We start from the raw sequence: 16,467 nt of genomic DNA on the forward strand, positions 1-16,467 counted from the left end.
CAGACGCGTCCCGTACTGTCGTTGCATGCCACGCCGCACCGCGACGATGCTCGCCTCCACCCTGATGCTGATCGCACTCCTGTGCGCCGGAGTGCTCATCAACGTGCCGTACTCGGAGATGTCCCCCGGCCCGACGGTGAACACGCTGGGGGACCACGACGGCGAGCCGGTGCTGCAGATCTCCGGGCACAAGACCTACGCGACCTCCGGGCACCTGAACATGACCACGGTGAGGGTCACCAGTGCCGACTACAAGATGAATCTCGTCGAGGCGGTCTACGGGTGGCTGTCGCACGACAACAAGGTCGTGCCGCACGACACCCTCTACCCGGACGGCAAGACGGAGCAGCAGTCCACCCAGGAGAACGCCGAGGAGTTCAGCCAGTCCCAGGAGAGCGCGAAGGTCGCCGCCCTCGAGGAACTGGGCGTCCCGGTGAAGTCCTGGGTGATCGTGTCGACGGTCCTCAAGGGCTCGCCGTCCGAGGGCAGGCTGCACGCCGGTGACGTGATCAAGGCCGTAGACGGCACGGCGGTCAAGCAGCCCACCGACGTCTCCACACTGGTGACCAAGCACACGCCCGGCCAGGACGTCGTCTTCACCGTCGTGCCGGCCAAGGAGCAGGCCGCCGCCGAGAAGGCGAACAAGACGGCCACCAAGACCGAGAACGTCACCATCAAGACCACCACGTCCGACGACACCGGGACCAAGCGGGCCATCGTCGGGATCTCCGCCGGGACCGATCACACGTTCCCGTTCTCCATCGACATCAAGCTCGCCGACGTCGGGGGGCCCAGCGCGGGGCTCATGTTCTCGCTCGGGATCTACGACAAGCTGACCCCGGGCAGCCTCACCGGCGGCAAGTTCGTCGCCGGCACCGGCACGATCGACGACGACGGCAAGGTCGGGCCGATCGGCGGTATCTCGATGAAGACCATCGGCGCGCGCAGCAAGGGCGCCCAGTACTTCCTGACCCCGGCCGACAACTGCGCCGAGGCCGCCCAGGACACCCCGAGCGGACTCACCCTGGTCAAGGTCAAGACGATCGGCGACGCCCTCGGCGCCCTGAAGGACATCCGCAGCGGTGACACCGGCGCCCTGCCGAAGTGCAGCACCAAGGGCTGAGGAAGCACGAGTCACAAAGGCCGGGGGCGCCCTTCCTGACGAGGGGCGCCCCCAGTGCCGTAGGAGAGGGCACCCCCCGGTGCCCCAGGACAGGACAGGAACAGGACGGGACAGGTCCTCAGTCCTCGAACGTCGCCTTCAGGGCCTCCGCCAGGCCCGGAACCAGGTCGGGGCCGGTGAGGACCTCCGTCGGCGAGTCCTTCTCACGCAGGCGCACCGCCGAGTCGCGGCTGCCGTCGCGCAGCACGGCGACCGTCATCCGGACCTCCTGGCGGTCGGGATGCTGCGCCACCCACTTGGTCAGCTTCGCCCCGCTCAGCCCCTCCGGGACCTGGGACTCGGCGGACGGGGGCAGCATCAGGCGCTCCACCGTGAGCGCGCAGCCGACCACCGCGTCCGGCCAGGCGATGGTGCCCAGGAACTCGTCGAGCGCCTTGTCCGTTGGCACTTCGTCCTGCTCGATCGGAGTGAGACCGGTGGTCGCGGACTCGTCCTCCAGTCCGAGCTGGGCGGCGAGAGCCGGTTCCTGGGTGCGCAGCCGTGCGGTGTCGACGAGGGCGAAGAGGCGAGCGGGCTGGTCCCAGCCGAGGCCGGAGGCGTACTCGTCGATCTCGAGTACGGCCCGGGTGAGCGGGTTCGCTGCCATGGGAGTGTTGGACATGGTCACAATCCTGCCTCGTTCATGGCCGGAATCGGGAACCGAGTAAACCGTGAGTAAGTTGCATAGGTATGGCCCCGCGATCACGGGGGGCCACGGAAGGCCCACAAGCACGGGGGCCTGACGGAACAAAAGCGGAACAAAACCGGATCAACAGCAGACCAGCTGCAGACCAGCAGCAGATCGACAGCGACTTCGAGGTGCGCACCTTGGCTTTCCAGATGCCGGACCGCGGCGGAGGCCCGACGGGGCCACGGATCAGAGCGGCGGGCCGACCGTCCCGGCGCGTCCGGACCCTGCTCATGACACTGGGCGTCCTTGCCGTACTCGGCATGGCGTTCAGCATGTTCGCGGGATTCTGGACGAACTGGCTCTGGTACCGGTCGGTGCACTACTCCTCGGTGTTCACCACCACCCTGTGGACCAAGATCGGGCTGTTCTGCGTCTTCGGTCTGCTGATGGCGGCCGCGGTGGGGTTCAACATCTGGCTCGCGCACCGGTTGCGGCCCCCGCTGAGCGCCATGTCCATGGAGCAGCAGAGCCTCGACCGCTACCGGATGGGCATCGCGCCGTACAAGAGGTGGCTGCTGCTCGCGGTCACTGCGCTGGTCGGGCTGATCGCCGGCGCGTCCGCGGCCGGTCAGTGGCGCACCTGGCTGATGTGGGTCAACGGCGTGCCCTTCCACCAGAAGGACCCGCAGTTCCACCTCGACGTCTCCTTCTACGCCTTCGACCTGCCCTGGTACCGCTTCCTGCTGGGCTTCGGCTTCGCCACCGCGATCCTGTCCCTGATCGCCGCCGCGCTCACCCACTACCTGTACGGCGGGCTGCGCGTCACCAGCCCCGGCGCCCGCGCCACCGGCGCGGCGACCGGCCACCTCTCGGTGCTGCTCGGCTTCTTCGTCGCCCTCAAGGCGGTCGCCTACTGGCTCGACCGGTACGGACTGGCGGTGAAGTCGAGCGACTTCAAGGCCACCGACAACTGGACGGGCCTCAGATACGTCGACGCGAACGCGTATCTGCCGGCCAAGACGATCCTGTTCTGCATCGCCGTCATCTGCGCGCTGCTGTTCTTCGCCACCCTGTGGCGGCGCACCTGGCAGCTGCCCGTCATCGGTTTCGGCCTGATGGTCCTCTCGGCGATCCTCATCGGCGGCCTCTACCCGGCGATCGTCCAGAAGTTCCAGGTCCAGCCCAACGAGCAGGCCAAGGAAGCCCCGTACGTCCAGAAGAACCTCAAGGCGACCCGCGAGGCGTACGGCATCGACGACACCGAGGTCAGCGAGTACACGGGCAAGAGCACCGTTACGGACAAGACCAAGCTCCGCGGCGACGTCGATGCCACGGCGAGCATCCGGATCATGGACCCGAACATCGTCTCGCCGACGTTCCAGCAGGCCCAGCAGATGTGGAACTACTACGCGTTCCCGACCAATCTGGACGTGGACCGCTACACCAAGGACGGCAAGGTCCAGGACACCGTCCTCGGTCTGCGCGAGCTGAACCTCGACGGCGTCCCGAAGAACAACTGGATCAACGACCACTTCCGTTACACCCACGGCTACGGTGTGGTCGCCGCCAAGGGCACCGAGGCCGACTCCCAGGGCCAGCCCGTCTTCACCGAGTCCGACCTGCCGTCCACCGGTGACCTGGGCACGTACCAGCAGCGCGTCTACTACGGCGAGAAGACGACCACGTACTCGATCGTCGGCGGTCCCCAGAAGGAGATCGACTACTCCGACGACAGCGGCGAGAAGACCACCAGTTACGCGGGCAAGAGCGGGGTCAGCCTCTCCAGCCCGATCAACCGGGCCGCGTACGCGGTGGCGTTCAACGAGCCGCAGATCCTCTACTCCGGAGCGATCGGCGAGGGCTCGCGGATCCTGTACAACCGCACGCCCAAGGAGCGTGTCGAGGCGGTGGCCCCCTGGCTGACCATCGACGGCGACGCCTATCCGGCGGTGGTGGACCACCGCATCCAGTGGATCGTCGACGCCTACACGACGACCAACGGCTATCCGTACGCCTCCCGTACGACCCTCGGCGACACGACGGCCGACTCGCTGACGGCGGCCAACAACTCCCGCGCGGTGGTCGCCCAGCAGAACCAGGTCAACTACATCCGCAACTCGGTGAAGGCCACCGTCGACGCGTACACCGGCGCCGTCAAGCTCTACCAGTGGGACACCGAGGACCCGGTACTGAAGACCTGGATGAAGGCGTTCCCCGGCACGGTGGAGCCCAGGAGCGCCATCTCGCAGTCCCTGATGGCCCATCTCCGGTACCCGCAGGACCTGTTCAAGGTCCAGCGCGAGCTGCTCACCCGCTACCACGTGACGGACGCCCAGACGTTCCTGACCGGCAGCGAGGTGTGGCAGGTGCCCGACGACCCGACCAACAAGTCGGGCAACGCGGTGCCGCCGTACTACCTGAGCATGAAGATGCCGGACCAGAGCGCGCAGGCGTTCTCGCTGTCGACGACGTTCACGCCCAACGGCCGGAACAACCTCAGCGCGTTCATGTCGGTGGACTCCGAGGCCGGTTCGACGGACTACGGCAAGATCAGAATCCTGAAACTGCCGACCAGTACGACCGTCGACGGACCCAAACAGGTCCAGAGCAAGTTCAACTCCGAACAGGAGATCGCCGCCGCCATCAAGCTCCTCAAGGGCGGCGACTCCGAGGTCGAGTACGGCAATCTGCTGACCGTGCCGCTGGACGGGGGCCTGCTGTACGCGGAGCCCGTCTACGTACGCGGTGCCGGCGTCAAGTACCCGCTTCTGCGCAAGGTGCTGGTCACCTACGAGGGCAGGACCGCCTTCGAGGACACCCTCGACGAGGCGCTCAACAAGGTGTTCGGGACGGACGGTTCGGACACGGGCTCCTCGGACAACGGGACGACCACACCGCCGACGTCCGGCAATGCCACGGTCCAGGAGGCGCTGAACGACGCCCAGAAGGCCTTCGAAGCGGGCCAGGAGGCCCTGAAGCAGGGCGACTGGACGGCGTACGGCAAGGCCCAGGCCGACTTGCAGGACGCGCTGAAGCGGGCCGAGGAGGCGCAGTCCAAGGCTGCGGGCAAGGGCGGCGGCAGCACCGCGAACCCCAGCAGCAGCCCGAGCCCGAGCAGCAGCCCGAGTCCGAGCAGCAGCCCGAGTGCCGGTGGCAGTCCGAGCCCCAGTCCGAGTGGATGATCAGCTCCGCCCCGCGCCGTGATACGGTTGCAACGCAACGGCGCGGGGTGGAGCAGCTCGGTAGCTCGCTGGGCTCATAACCCAGAGGTCGCAGGTTCAAATCCTGTCCCCGCTACTCAGGTCGAAGGCCCGGATCCTCTTGGGATCCGGGCCTTCGTGGTGTGCGTGGGGACGGCCCGTGGTGTCCGGGCGGACGACGAACGCATGTACCGATGGACATGGTCGCCGTGCCGCTGTGGGGAGTTGGCGGAGATGTGTTTGACTTGTCGTTCTGTGGGCATGTCGACAAAACGCTGAAGTGACCTCTCGGGTTGCGGTATACCGGGTGTATCCAGGTTGCAGGTGGTGCGACGATGAACGTTATGGGGGACAAGGCAACTCTGTTCGAGACAGGGCGATTTGTGCAGCCTTCGGGCGAGGAGCCGACCCGCGACGAGGCCGCCGAGGCCGCCGAAGAGGCGCGCTGTCGGCTGCAGGCCGTTGCCGGTGACGTCGAGGCGATGAGTGTCCTCGGCGCCATGCTGCTGCGCCGTGGCGACCTCGACGGAGCCGAACCCCAGTTGCGTGCCGCCACCGCCGCCGGTGACCGCGCCGCCGCCAACAACCTCGGCGTCCTCCTCCATCAGCGCGGCTACCCCGAGGAGGCCGCCGGATGGTGGCGGATCGCCGCCGTCGCCGGCTCCGCGGCCGCCGCCCACGCGCTGGGCCGTCACCACCGTGAGCGCGGGGACGAGCCGGCCGCCGAGTACTGGCTGCGCCAGTCCGCCGAGCAGGGACACGCGCTCGGCGCCTACGCGCTGGCCGACCTGCTGGAGCACCGGGGGGACCCGGCCGCCGGCCGGTGGATGCGGGCCGCCGCCGAGCGCGGGCACCGGGAGGCGGCGTACCGGCTGGCGCGTGCGCTCGACCGCAGACCGGTCACGGACGAGGGCGAGGCCGGGGGTGACAACGGTGTCGGGGCGGAGGCCGCGGCCGGGGCCACGGACACCGAGGAGGCCGAGCAGTGGTACCGGCAGGCCGCCGCGCGCGGACACCGGCGGGCCGCGCTGCACCTCGGGGCGATCCTGGAGCGGCGGGGCGAGCTCAAGGAGGCCGGCCGCTGGTATCTGACCTCCGCCAAGGAAGGCGAGGCCCGCGCCGCCTGTGCGCTCGGTTTCCTGCTGCGCGACGCCGGGGACACCGAGAGCGCGGCCGTCTGGTGGCTGCGGGCCGCGCAGGACGGCGACGGCAACGCGGCGAACGCGCTCGGCGCGCTGCACGCCGAGCGCGGCGAGACACAGACCGCGGAGCGCTGGTACCGGGCGGCGATGGACGCCGGCGACGACAACGGGGCGTACAACCTCGGGCTGCTCTGCGCCGACCAGGGGCGGACCGCGCAGGCCGAGCAGTGGTACCGGCGGGCCGCGTACGCCGGACACCGGGAGGCGGCGAACGCGCTGGCCATCCTGCTGCTCCAGGGCAGCGACCCGACCGGTGCCGAGCCGTGGTTCTCCAAGGCCGCCGAGGCCGGGAGCGTGGATGCCGCGTTCAACCTCGGGATCCTCTACGCCGGAAGGGGCGAGGAGCGGGTCGCGCTGCGGTGGTACGAGCGTGCCGCCGCAGCCGGGCACACCGAGGCCGCCCTGCAGGTCGGGATCGCCCGGCTGCGGGACGGGGACGAGGCGGCCGCCGAGCGGCATCTGCGGTGTGCGGCCGGCGGCGGGAGCCCCGAGGCCGCGTACCGGCTCGCCGCCGTGCTCGACGCGCGCCGGCCGACGGTCTCCGAGCACGAGCTGGGGGAGTCGTCGCTGAACGTGAAGACCGAGTGCGAGGAGTGGTACGAGCGGGCCGCCTCGCAGGGGCACCGCAGGGCCCAGGTGCGGGTCGGGATGCTCGCTGCGGCGCGCGGGGACGTGGTGGAGGCCGCACGGTGGTACCGGGCGGCGGCCGAGGCCGGGTCGCGGAACGGGGCGTTCAATCTGGGGCTGCTGCTGGCCCGGGAGGGCAGCGAGCCGGAGGCCGCCGTGTGGTGGGAGCGGGCGGCCGACGCCGGGCACGGACGGGCGGCGCTACGGCTCGCTCTCGTCTACGCGCGTCGGGGCGAGCTGGCGGTGGGGCAGCAGTGGGCCGACCGGGCGGTGGCGCTCGGACCGGCGGAGGTGGCGGAACGGGCGGGCCGGCTGCGGGATGCGCTGCGGGAGGAGCTGTCGGCGTGAGCCGGTGTCTTCTCCCAGGTCGGCCGGAGCCTTCTCGCAGGTCAGACGGGCTGACCGGAATCGATTTGCCTCTGCCCGCGTCCCTCACGTAATGTTCAGTTCATCGACGCGGGGTGGAGCAGCTCGGTAGCTCGCTGGGCTCATAACCCAGAGGTCGCAGGTTCAAATCCTGTCCCCGCTACTGAAGGCCGAGGGCCGGAGTCCGGAAACGGACTCCGGCCCTCGGCTTTTCTACGACGCATGTCTCGGGAACCCCGTGCGCGTGTACGACACGAAGGCCCCGGCACTCTCCATGAGCGCCGGGGCCTTCGTGTTTGGGGCGTTGGTCAGACGGCCGCCGCGCAGTCCGGGCACAGACCGCGGTATGTCACCTCGACGTCCGACACCGTGAAGCCGAACCGCTCCGAGGAGGGCAGGTCGGCCATCGGGTTGCCGGTCGGGTGGACGTCGCGGATCGAACCGCAGCGGGAGCAGACCAGGTGGTGGTGCGGCCGGTGCGCGTTCGGGTCGTACCGCTTGGCGCGCTTGTCCGTCGAGACCTCGATGACCTCGCCGAGTGTGACCAGCTCGCCCAGGGTGTTGTAGACGGTCGCCCGGGAGATCTCGGGCAGCTTCACGACAGCCCTGGCGTGCACCTCGTCGGCCGTCAGGTGGACGTGTTCGCCGTCCAGGACCTCGGCCACGACGCGTCGCTGCGCGGTCATCCGCCATCCGCGTCCGCGAAGCCGTTCCAGAAGGTCACTCATGACATCCAGCCTAACAGCAGCCGGACCATTTTCCGAATAGGTGTGACTTTGGAGCTGAGCTTGACTTGGACTAAGTCCAATGTAGGATCGTGCTTGGGTCAGCAAAGCAACAGGAATGGTGCGAAATGACACAGGAGACGGGTGTGACGCAGGGACCGCTGACCACCGAGGCCGGTGCGCCGGTGGCCGACAACCAGAACAGCGAGACCGCGGGCATCGGCGGACCGGTTCTGCTCCAGGACCAGCTCCTGCTGGAGAAGCTCGCCCACTTCAACCGGGAACGCATCCCGGAGCGTGTGGTGCACGCGCGCGGTGCGGGCGCCTACGGCACCTTCACGGTGACCGCCGACGCCACGAAGTACACCCGGGCCGCCTTCCTCTCCGAGGTCGGCAAGCGGACCGAGACCTTCCTGCGCTTCTCGACCGTGGCCGGCAACCTCGGTTCCGCCGACGCCGTGCGCGACCCGCGCGGCTGGGCGCTGAAGTTCTACACCGAGGAGGGCAACTACGACCTCGTCGGCAACAACACCCCGGTGTTCTTCATCAAGGACGCCGTCAAGTTCCCCGACTTCATCCACACCCAGAAGCGCGACCCTCCCCCACTGCCCGAAAGGCGTGGGAGGTGCCCCCATCGGGCAGCCAGGAGGCTGACAACGTCTGGGACTTCTGGGGGCTCAGCCCCGAGTCGACCCATCAGGTGACCTGGCTCTTCGGTGACCGCGGCATCCCGGCGTCGTACCGCCACATGAACGGCTACGGCTCGCACACCTACCAGTGGAACAACGAGGCCGGCGAGGTCTTCTGGGTCAAGTACCACTTCAAGACCGACCAGGGGATCAGGAACCTGACACAGGCCGAGGCGAACCGGCTCGCGGGTGAGGACCCGGACTCGCACCAGCGCGATCTGCGCGAGGCCATCGAGCGCGGGGACTTCCCGACCTGGACCGTGCAGGTGCAGATCATGCCGGCGACGGACGCGGCGACCTATCGCTTCAACCCGTTCGACCTCACCAAGGTGTGGCCGCACGCGGACTACCCGCCGATCGAGATCGGCCGTCTGGAGCTGAACCGCAACCCGCAGAACGTCTTCGCCGAGGTGGAGCAGTCGATCTTCAGCCCCGCGCACTTCGTGCCCGGTATCGGGCCGTCCCCCGACAAGATGCTCCAGGGCCGCCTCTTCGCCTACGGCGACGCGCACCGCTACCGCGTCGGCATCAACGCCGACCACCTCCCGGTCAACCGCCCGCACGCCACCGAGGCGCGCACCCACTCCCGCGACGGCCACCTGTACGACGGCCGGCACGGCGGCGCCAAGAACTACGAGCCGAACAGCTTCGGCGGCCCCTTCCAGACGGACCGCCCGCTGTGGCAGGCCACCGCGGTGACCGGCGCGACCGGCGACCACCCGGCCGCGGTGCACGCCGAGGACGACGACTTCGTGCAGGCGGGCGACCTCTACCGCCTGATGTCGGAGGACGAGAGGGAACGGCTGGTCGAGAACCTGGCCGGCTTCATCGCCAAGGTGTCGCGCGACGACATCGCCGAGCGCGCGATCGGGAACTTCCGTCGGGCCGACGGAGACTTCGGCAAGCGGCTGGAGGCCGCGGTCCAGGCCCTTCGCGGCTGACACTCCAGCACTGGACCGCTTGTCGTGGGCGGGCGGGCCGGATCCCCGGGAGGTCGGGGTCCGGCCCGTTCGGCGTGCCTGGACGGGCTACACGGGGGCCGGCGCGCGGTCCCCGGCCCAGCAGCGGATGATGTCGCGGACCGAGACGATGCCGGCCGGCTCGCCGCCGTCGAGGACGATCAGATGGCGGAAGCCGCCGTGGGCCATCGCCCGGGCCGCCTCCTCCAGGGTCCAGGTCGGGGTGCAGAACACGACGTCGTTGGTGGTGTGGGCGTGGATGCGTTCGGCGTCGGGGTTCTGGCCGAGGCCGACGGAGTTGAGGATGTCCCGTTCGGTGAGGATGCCGATGCCGCCGGCGTCCGGGTCGTGGACGATCGCCGCGCCCACGCGGCGCGCGGACATCAGGGCGGCTGCCTGGCGGAGGGTATGGGCGGGGCCGACGGTGAGGACCACCGTACTCATGGCGTCACGGACGAGCATGAAAGGTGCCACCTCCTAGGGAATCGCGGAGATAGTTCAGCGATTCACAAATGCACAAGTGGGAGTTCTCTCAGGGTGGCAGGTAAAGCGAGGGTCAACAAGGGGGTGCGTGTCGCCAATTGAGGGCGCACGCGCTCATATGTGCCACGGAAGGGTGCCCAGTTGTGCCTCAGGAGGCTGTTTCAGTAACGCCGGGTGAGGTACGACAGCAGTTCGTCGTGGAGCAGCCCGTTGGACGCGGCCGCGTTGCCGCTGTGCGGGCCGGGACGGCCGTCCAGGCCGGTGAAGGTGCCGCCGGCCTCCGTCACGACGATCGCGTTGGCCGCCATGTCCCACAACGACAGCTCCGGCTCGGCACAGATGTCCACCGCCCCCTCGGCGACCATCATGTACGGCCAGAAATCGCCGTACGCGCGCGTGCGCCACACATCACGGGTCAGGTCCAGGAAGCCGTTCAGCTGACCGCGCTCCTCCCAGCCGCTCAGCGAGGAGTACGCGAAGGAGGCGTCGGACAGCTTCGAGACCTTCGAGACGTGGATGCGGGAGGCCGAGGACAGGCTGCGGCCGGTGAAGGCGCCGTGGCCCTTCGCCGCCCACCAGCGGCGGCCCAGCGCGGGTGCGGAGACCAGGCCGACGACCGGCTGGTAGCCGCCCTCGGCCGCCTCCGTCAGGGAGATCAGGGTCGCCCAGACCGGCACCCCGCGGACGTAGTTCTTCGTGCCGTCGATCGGGTCGATCACCCAGCGGCGCGGGCCGGTGCCCTCGATCCCGTACTCCTCGCCCAGGACCGCGTCCCGGGGCCGGGCGCGCTGCAGCTGACCCCGGATCAGCTCCTCGGCGGCCTTGTCCGCCTCGCTCACCGGGGTCATGTCCGGCTTGGTCTCGACCTTGAGGTCGAGGGCCTTGAAGCGGTCCATGGTGGTGGCGTCCGCCGCGTCCGCGAGTACATGGGCGAGACGCAGGTCATCGAGGTAGTCCGGCATGTGACGAACGGTATCTGCCGGGGTGGGGGCAGGGCTACACACGGATGCCGGAGATGCCGTGGGGACGCCGTGGGGTGATCGGACGGTGACCGGCCGGTGATCTCGGTGCGCCCGCGCGTGTTGGCCGAAGGGCGCCCCCCGGTGCCTTCGCGAACCCTTGACAGTGGATTCGTGCGCGTCAAATCTGGGCGCAGAGTCGCTCGCCCCAGGAGGCGATGATGCCTGCAGCCCGCGAATCCCTACTGGACGCCGCCTACGCGTCGCTCGCGCGCCGACCGTGGGCCGCGGTGCGGATGGTCGACGTGGCCATGGCGGCCGGGGTGTCCCGGCAGACGCTGTACAACGAGTTCGGCAGCAAGGAGGGCCTGGCGAGGGCGCTGGTGCGCAGGGAGGCGGACGGGTACCTCGCCGGGGTGGAGCGGGCGCTGGGCGGCCATGGCGACGTGCGGGAACGCCTGACGGCGACGGCCGAGTGGATGACCGTGGCGGCCCGGGACAACGTGCTGGTACGGGCGATGCTCACGGGCTGCTGGAGCGAGCGGCTGCCCGCACCGACGCTGTCCGCGGTGCCTTCCTCGTCGGCCGTGCCGGCGCAGCGGCGGGCGGACGGACCGTTGCCCTCGCCCGGTGACTTCGTGCAGATCGTGCGGGACCGGGCGGTGGCCGCGCTGGCCGGCTCCGGTGCCTTCCGGGCCGAGAGCGGCGAGCTGGCCCGCTCCTGCGAAACGGTCGTACGGCTCGCTCTGTCCTGTGTGGCCGCGCCACCGGGGGAGGGCGGCATCCCGGAGCTGGTCCGCGGAGCCCTCCACCGGCAGCTCGCCTGATCAGCGCGTCACTTCAGCCAGCCCACCTTCGTGCAGTCCCTGGAGGCCGGCCCGTCCGCCCCGTAGTTCGCCAGGTTCGAGCGGACCGCGAGTCAGTGGGCGGAACCCGAAAGTTGGAGGCCGATCACTCCCACGATCACCAGGCTGATCGAGACGATCTTCAGGGTCGACACCAGGTCGCCCAGGAAGATCATGCCGTAGATCGCCGTGCCCGCCGCTCCGATGCCCGTCCACACCGCGTACGCCGGGCCCACGTCCAGCTTCTTCAGGGAGAGGGTCAGCAGGCCGAAGCTGCCCAGGGCGAAGGAGGCGAAGGCGATCGTCGGCCACATTCGGGTGAAACCGTGGGAGAGCTTGAGACAGACGGCGAAGCCGGTTTCCAGGATCCCGGCGACGATCACCAGCAGCCACGCCATGTGCTGTCCTCCCGTACGTCCGGCTCGGTGCGATTATGCACTTACCGAACTCGGGCCAGGACAAACAACGCGGTGGTCAGTCGCCTTCCTTGCGCTCCCGGGTGGCCAGCAGCCGGCGCAGCGAGTAGAGCCGGGCCGGGTCCGCGTGTCCCTCGGTCACCCACTGGTCCAGCGCGCAGTCCGGCTCGTCGTGGCTGCAGGCGCGCGGGCAGTCGACGGTGCCGGGCTCCAGGTCGGGGAACGCGTGGATCACCCGGGACGGATCGACATGGGCCAGGCCGAAGGAGCGGACGCCCGGGGTGTCGACGACCCAGCCGTCCTCCCCGGCGAGCGGGAGCGCGAGGGCGGAGGTCGTGGTGTGGCGGCCGCGGCCGGTCACCGCGTTCACATGGCCCGTCGTACGGCGCCGGTCCTCGGGGACGAGGGCGTTCACCAGCGTCGTCTTGCCCACGCCGGAGTGGCCCACGAACGCGGTGATCTTGCCGTCGAGGTGTTCCTGGACCCGCTGGGCCGCATCCCCGGTCTCCAGCTCCTGTCGGCTGGTGACCACATAGGGGATCTCCAGGTCGCCGTACAGCTCCAGGAGTTTGTCCGGCGGGGCCAGGTCCGACTTGGTCATGACCAGGAGGGGGGTGAGGCCGCCGTCGTAGGCCGCGACCAGACAGCGGTCGATGAGACGGGGGCGGGGCTCCGGGTCGGCCAGCGCGGTGACGATCGCCAGCTGGTCGGCGTTGGCGACGACCACCCGCTCGAACGGGTCGTCGTCGTCGGCGGTGCGGCGGAGCACGGAGGAGCGTTCCTCGATGCGGACGATCCGGGCCAGGGTGTCCTTCTTGCCGGAGAGGTCGCCGACCAGGGCGACCCGGTCACCGACCACCGCCGCCTTGCGGCCCAGTTCGCGGGCCTTCATCGCGAGGATCGTGCGGTCGTCGACCAGGCAGGTCAGCCGGCCCCGGTCGACCGTGAGGACCATGCCCTCGGCCGCGTCCTCGTGCTTCGGGCGGATGTTCGTCCGCGGCCGGTTGCCCTTGCGGTTGGGGCGGGCGCGGATGTCGTCCTCGTCGGTGTGCTTGCCGTAGCGGCGCATGGTCGTACGCCCCTACGCCCCGACGCTCCCGAGCATCCCGGTCCACAGGTCGGGGAAGTCCGGCAGGGTCTTCGCCGTCGTCGCCACGTTCTCGATCCGAACGCCCGGTACGGCCAGGCCGATGATCGCACCGGCGGTGGCCATGCGGTGGTCCTCGTAGGTGTGGAAGGTCCCGCCGTGCAGCGGGCGCGGGCGGATGTGCAGGCCGTCGGCGGTCTCGGCGACGTCACCGCCGAGTTCGTTGATCTCCTTGGTGAGCGCGGCCAGGCGGTCCGTCTCGTGCAGCCGGAGGTGGGCGACCCCGCGCAGGGTGGAGGGGGAGTCGGCGAGGGCGGCGACCGCCGCGATGCCGGGAGTGAGCTCGCCGACGTCGCCCAGATCGACGTCGATGCCGTGGATCCGGCCGGAGCCGATGAACTCCAGGCCGTACTCGGTCAGTTCGCAGGAACCGCCCATCTCGGTGAAGATCTCGCGCAGCCGGTCGCCCGGCTGGGTGGTCCGGGACGGCCAGTCCGGGATCAGCACCTTGCCGCCGGTGACCAGGGCGGCGGCGAGGAACGGCTGGGCGTTGGAGAGGTCCGGCTCGACGGTCAGGTCGCGGCCGAGCAGGGCACCCGGCGTGACCCGCCAGACATTCGGCTCGCCGCCCGACTCGGGGGTGTCCACCTGGGCGCCGACCGCGCGCAGCATGTCGACGGTCATCCGGATGTGGGGGAGCGAGGGCAGCGTCGCGCCGGTGTGGCGGACCTCCACGCCCTGGTTGAAACGGGGGCCGGACAGGAGCAGGGCCGACACGAACTGGGAGGAGGACGAGGCGTCGATCGACACCGGGCCGCCGTCCAGCGCGCCGCTGCCGTGCACGGTCAGCGGGAGCGCGCCCCGGCCGTCGTCGTCGATGCGGGCGCCGAGGGCGCGCAGGGCGTCGATCACGCCGTGCAGGGGGCGCTCGTAGGAGCGGGGGTCGCCGTCGAAGCGGATGTCGCCCGCGGCGAGGGTGGCGACGGGCGGAAGGAAACGCATCACCGTGCCGGCGTTGCCGACGTCGACGGTGGCGGGACCCCGGAGCCCCGCGGGGATCACCCGCCAGGCCTCACCGGAGCCGTCGGGGCCCACGCCCTCCTCGATGCCGACGCCCATCGCGCGCAGGGCGCCGGCCATCAGCAGGGTGTCGCGGGAACGGAGGGGGCGGCGCAGCCAGCCGGGTTCGGAGGCGAGGGCGGCGAGGACGAGGGCGCGGTTGGTGACCGACTTGGACCCGGGCACGTGGACCGTCGCGTCGACGGCTCCGCGCGCGTGGGGGGCGGGCCAGAGGGCGGTTGGTGCGGTGGGGTTTGCGGCCATGGGGTCACTTTAGTGGCAGGGGGAGGTATCAGCCGGTGGGCGGGCGTCGGTGGGCCGGTGCGGCGCCGTGGGGGATGGTCGCGCCCGCGCGGCGGAGCCGCATATCGGTACAACCCCGCGCCCCTGTGACTCGCCCCTTCGGGGCTGGTCACATGTGAAGCAGCCAGCGGCCCCCGCCGATCAGTGAGCACAGCGACACCGTGTGGAACAGGAACAGCCATACGGCCGCCGGGAGATGGGTGAGCCGGGCCAGCTGGTCCGCGTCCGAGTCGCCGGCGCCGCCCCGGGAGCGCTTCGCCTGCAGCTCGAACGCCGGGCGTACCCCACCCAGCAGCAGGAACCACACCACCGCGTACGCGAACGCCGCCTGCACCTGGGGACCCGCCAGCCAGGACACCAGCAGGAACGCGCCGCCCGTGAGGAACACCGTCAGGACGCCGTAGGCGTTGCGGATCATCACCAGCATCACGATGAGCAGCGCCGTGGCGGCCCAGAGGAGGAGTGTGATGCGGCCCGCGCCCAGCAGAGCCGCCCCGCCCAGGCCCAGCAGCGGCGGGGCCGTGTATCCGGCCGCCGCCGTGAGGATCATGCCGATGCCGTGCGGCTTGCCCCGGCTGACCGTGAGGCCGCTGGTGTCGGAGTGCAGGCGGATGCCGGTGAGCTGGCGCCCGGTGAGCAGGGCGACCAGGCCGTGACCGCCCTCGTGGGCGATGGTGATGGCGTTGCGGGATATCCGCCACAGGTTGTGCGGGACGACCACCGCGAGCGCGGCGACCAGGGTCGCGAGCACCACCCAGAGATCAGGGTCGGGCTGGGTGCCGGTCAGCCGGTCCCAGAGGTCGGGCAGCGCGAGGGCGGCGAGGCTGTCCATGGTCCGGCGGTTGCTCCCTCTGGTGAATCGACAGGGGTCGGCGCGTAGCGCCGTCGTCGGGGGGTGGTGGTCGGGCGACGGGTGGGCCTGGCAGTGTTGCACGTATGTGCGGACGGTATGCATCCAGTCGTAGGCCCGAGGATCTCGCAGGAGTCTTTGAAATCGAGAAGTGGGATCCCGAGGAGACCCTGGAGCCCGACTACAACGTGGCGCCGACCAAGGAGGTCTACGTCGTCCTCGACCGTCCGTTGAAAGACGCCGACGACCGCCGTCCGGTTCGCCAGCTGCGCAAGCTCAAGTGGGGGCTGGTGCCCTCCTGGGCCAAGACCCCCGAGGGCGGCGCCCGGATGATCAACGCGCGCGCCGAGACCGTGCACGAGAAGCCGTCGTACCGCCGGGCCTTCGCAGCCCGCCGCTGCATCGTGCCCGCCGACGGCTACTACGAGTGGGTCACCGCCAAGGACGAACGCGACCTGGAGGTCGAGGGGAAGAAGAAGCGGCCGCGCAAGCAGCCGTACTTCGTGCTGCCCGCCGACGGGTCGGTGTTCGCCATGGCGGGGCTGTACGAGTTCTGGCGGGACCGGACGCTGCCCGACGAGCACCCGCTGGCCTGGTGGGCGACCTGCTCGGTGATCACCACGGAGGCGGAGACCTCGCCGCTGGCGGTCGCGCCGGCCGAGGGGCCGCGGACGCTGGCGGACATCCACCCCCGGATGCCGCTGATGCTCACGCCCGACCGCTGGGACGCCTGGCTCGACCCGGCGCACACGGACGTCGAGGACCTGCGCCCGCTGCTGGCCCCGCCGCCGGAGGGCCTGATGCGGGCCTACCCGGTCTCCACGGCCGTCAGCAACGTCCGCAACAACGGCCCGGAGCTGCTGAAGGAGCTGGAGGGGCCCGAGGAGGGCACACTCTTCTAGCC

Annotated in this window: 13 protein-coding genes, 2 tRNA genes and 1 pseudogene; 8 read left to right on the forward strand and 8 right to left on the reverse strand. The window is 70.2% G+C overall.

All coding sequences use genetic code 11. The features are described 5' to 3' along the window. Positions 1-25: 25 nt before the first annotated feature. On the forward strand, positions 26-1,123 hold the full coding sequence (locus ACIRR9_RS03095; RefSeq protein ID WP_403746944.1) for a PDZ domain-containing protein: 1,098 nt from the start codon (positions 26-28) through the stop codon (positions 1,121-1,123). Between the two features lie 118 nt (positions 1,124-1,241). On the opposite strand, the gene ACIRR9_RS03100 is transcribed toward ACIRR9_RS03095, so the two are convergent. Continuing rightward, positions 1,242-1,784 carry a PPA1309 family protein gene (locus ACIRR9_RS03100; RefSeq protein WP_365348953.1) on the reverse strand — a complete coding sequence of 181 codons (543 nt, stop codon included), beginning with the start codon at positions 1,782-1,784 and terminating at the stop codon, positions 1,242-1,244. 218 nt (positions 1,785-2,002) lie between these two features. Between ACIRR9_RS03100 and ACIRR9_RS03105 the strand changes: the two genes are divergently transcribed. The 4 genes from ACIRR9_RS03105 to ACIRR9_RS03120 all read left to right on the forward strand — a co-directional run bounded on the left by ACIRR9_RS03105 (position 2,003) and on the right by ACIRR9_RS03120 (position 7,351). Then, positions 2,003-4,975, forward strand: coding sequence for a UPF0182 family protein (locus ACIRR9_RS03105; RefSeq protein WP_403747047.1), 2,973 nt, complete (start codon positions 2,003-2,005; stop codon positions 4,973-4,975). Between the two features lie 41 nt (positions 4,976-5,016). Continuing rightward, positions 5,017-5,090 (forward strand) — tRNA-Met (locus tag ACIRR9_RS03110). A 238-nt stretch (positions 5,091-5,328) separates the two neighbouring features. Next, positions 5,329-7,170, forward strand: a complete 1,842-nt coding sequence (locus ACIRR9_RS03115; RefSeq protein ID WP_403746946.1) for a sel1 repeat family protein — start codon at positions 5,329-5,331, stop codon at positions 7,168-7,170. Positions 7,171-7,277: 107 nt separating this feature from the next. Continuing rightward, positions 7,278-7,351 (forward strand) — tRNA-Met (locus tag ACIRR9_RS03120). Positions 7,352-7,496: 145 nt separating this feature from the next. On the opposite strand, the gene ACIRR9_RS03125 is transcribed toward ACIRR9_RS03120, so the two are convergent. Continuing rightward, positions 7,497-7,916 carry a Fur family transcriptional regulator gene (locus tag ACIRR9_RS03125; protein WP_365350551.1) on the reverse strand — a complete coding sequence of 140 codons (420 nt, stop codon included), beginning with the start codon at positions 7,914-7,916 and terminating at the stop codon, positions 7,497-7,499. Positions 7,917-8,059: 143 nt separating this feature from the next. On the opposite strand from ACIRR9_RS03125, the pseudogene ACIRR9_RS03130 reads away from it, so the two are divergent. Beyond that, a pseudogene (locus ACIRR9_RS03130) lies at positions 8,060-9,543 on the forward strand (catalase). An 87-nt stretch (positions 9,544-9,630) separates the two neighbouring features. Here the strand turns inward: ACIRR9_RS03130 and ACIRR9_RS03135 are convergent. Together ACIRR9_RS03135 and hisN are read right to left on the reverse strand one after the other, a co-directional pair. Continuing rightward, positions 9,631-10,023, reverse strand: coding sequence for a cyclic nucleotide-binding/CBS domain-containing protein (locus tag ACIRR9_RS03135; protein WP_123974272.1), 393 nt, complete (start codon positions 10,021-10,023; stop codon positions 9,631-9,633). 182 nt (positions 10,024-10,205) lie between these two features. Further along, on the reverse strand, positions 10,206-11,006 hold the full coding sequence (hisN, locus tag ACIRR9_RS03140) for a histidinol-phosphatase (RefSeq protein ID WP_403746948.1): 801 nt from the start codon (positions 11,004-11,006) through the stop codon (positions 10,206-10,208). A 218-nt stretch (positions 11,007-11,224) separates the two neighbouring features. Here hisN and ACIRR9_RS03145 point away from each other — a divergent pair, with 218 nt between their 5' ends. Beyond that, positions 11,225-11,830: a TetR/AcrR family transcriptional regulator gene (locus tag ACIRR9_RS03145; protein WP_403747048.1), complete on the forward strand. Its 606-nt coding sequence runs from the start codon at positions 11,225-11,227 to the stop codon at positions 11,828-11,830. A gap of 92 nt (positions 11,831-11,922) precedes the next feature. Here the strand turns inward: ACIRR9_RS03145 and ACIRR9_RS03150 are convergent, their stop codons facing one another. From ACIRR9_RS03150 to ACIRR9_RS03165, 4 genes are all read right to left on the reverse strand, one after another. Continuing rightward, positions 11,923-12,246 carry a multidrug efflux SMR transporter gene (locus tag ACIRR9_RS03150; protein ID WP_123974268.1) on the reverse strand — a complete coding sequence of 108 codons (324 nt, stop codon included), beginning with the start codon at positions 12,244-12,246 and terminating at the stop codon, positions 11,923-11,925. Between the two features lie 76 nt (positions 12,247-12,322). Further along, positions 12,323-13,333, reverse strand: a complete 1,011-nt coding sequence (gene rsgA, locus ACIRR9_RS03155; RefSeq protein ID WP_403746951.1) for a ribosome small subunit-dependent GTPase A — start codon at positions 13,331-13,333, stop codon at positions 12,323-12,325. Positions 13,334-13,345: 12 nt separating this feature from the next. Further along, the gene (aroA, locus tag ACIRR9_RS03160; RefSeq protein ID WP_365350532.1) at positions 13,346-14,674 is read right to left on the reverse strand and encodes a 3-phosphoshikimate 1-carboxyvinyltransferase; all 1,329 of its coding nucleotides are present in this window, start codon (positions 14,672-14,674) and stop codon (positions 13,346-13,348) included. A 148-nt stretch (positions 14,675-14,822) separates the two neighbouring features. After that, positions 14,823-15,545, reverse strand: a complete 723-nt coding sequence (locus ACIRR9_RS03165) for a M50 family metallopeptidase (RefSeq protein ID WP_384568074.1) — start codon at positions 15,543-15,545, stop codon at positions 14,823-14,825. Positions 15,546-15,649: 104 nt separating this feature from the next. On the opposite strand from ACIRR9_RS03165, the gene ACIRR9_RS03170 reads away from it, so the two are divergent. Then, complete coding sequence (locus ACIRR9_RS03170) at positions 15,650-16,465, forward strand: SOS response-associated peptidase (RefSeq protein WP_365350528.1); 816 nt, start codon at positions 15,650-15,652, stop codon at positions 16,463-16,465. Positions 16,466-16,467: the final 2 nt, after the last annotated feature.

The sequence above is a fragment of the Streptomyces sp. NPDC101234 genome (assembly GCF_044767525.1).
Lineage (GTDB): Bacteria > Actinomycetota > Actinomycetes > Streptomycetales > Streptomycetaceae > Streptomyces > Streptomyces sasae.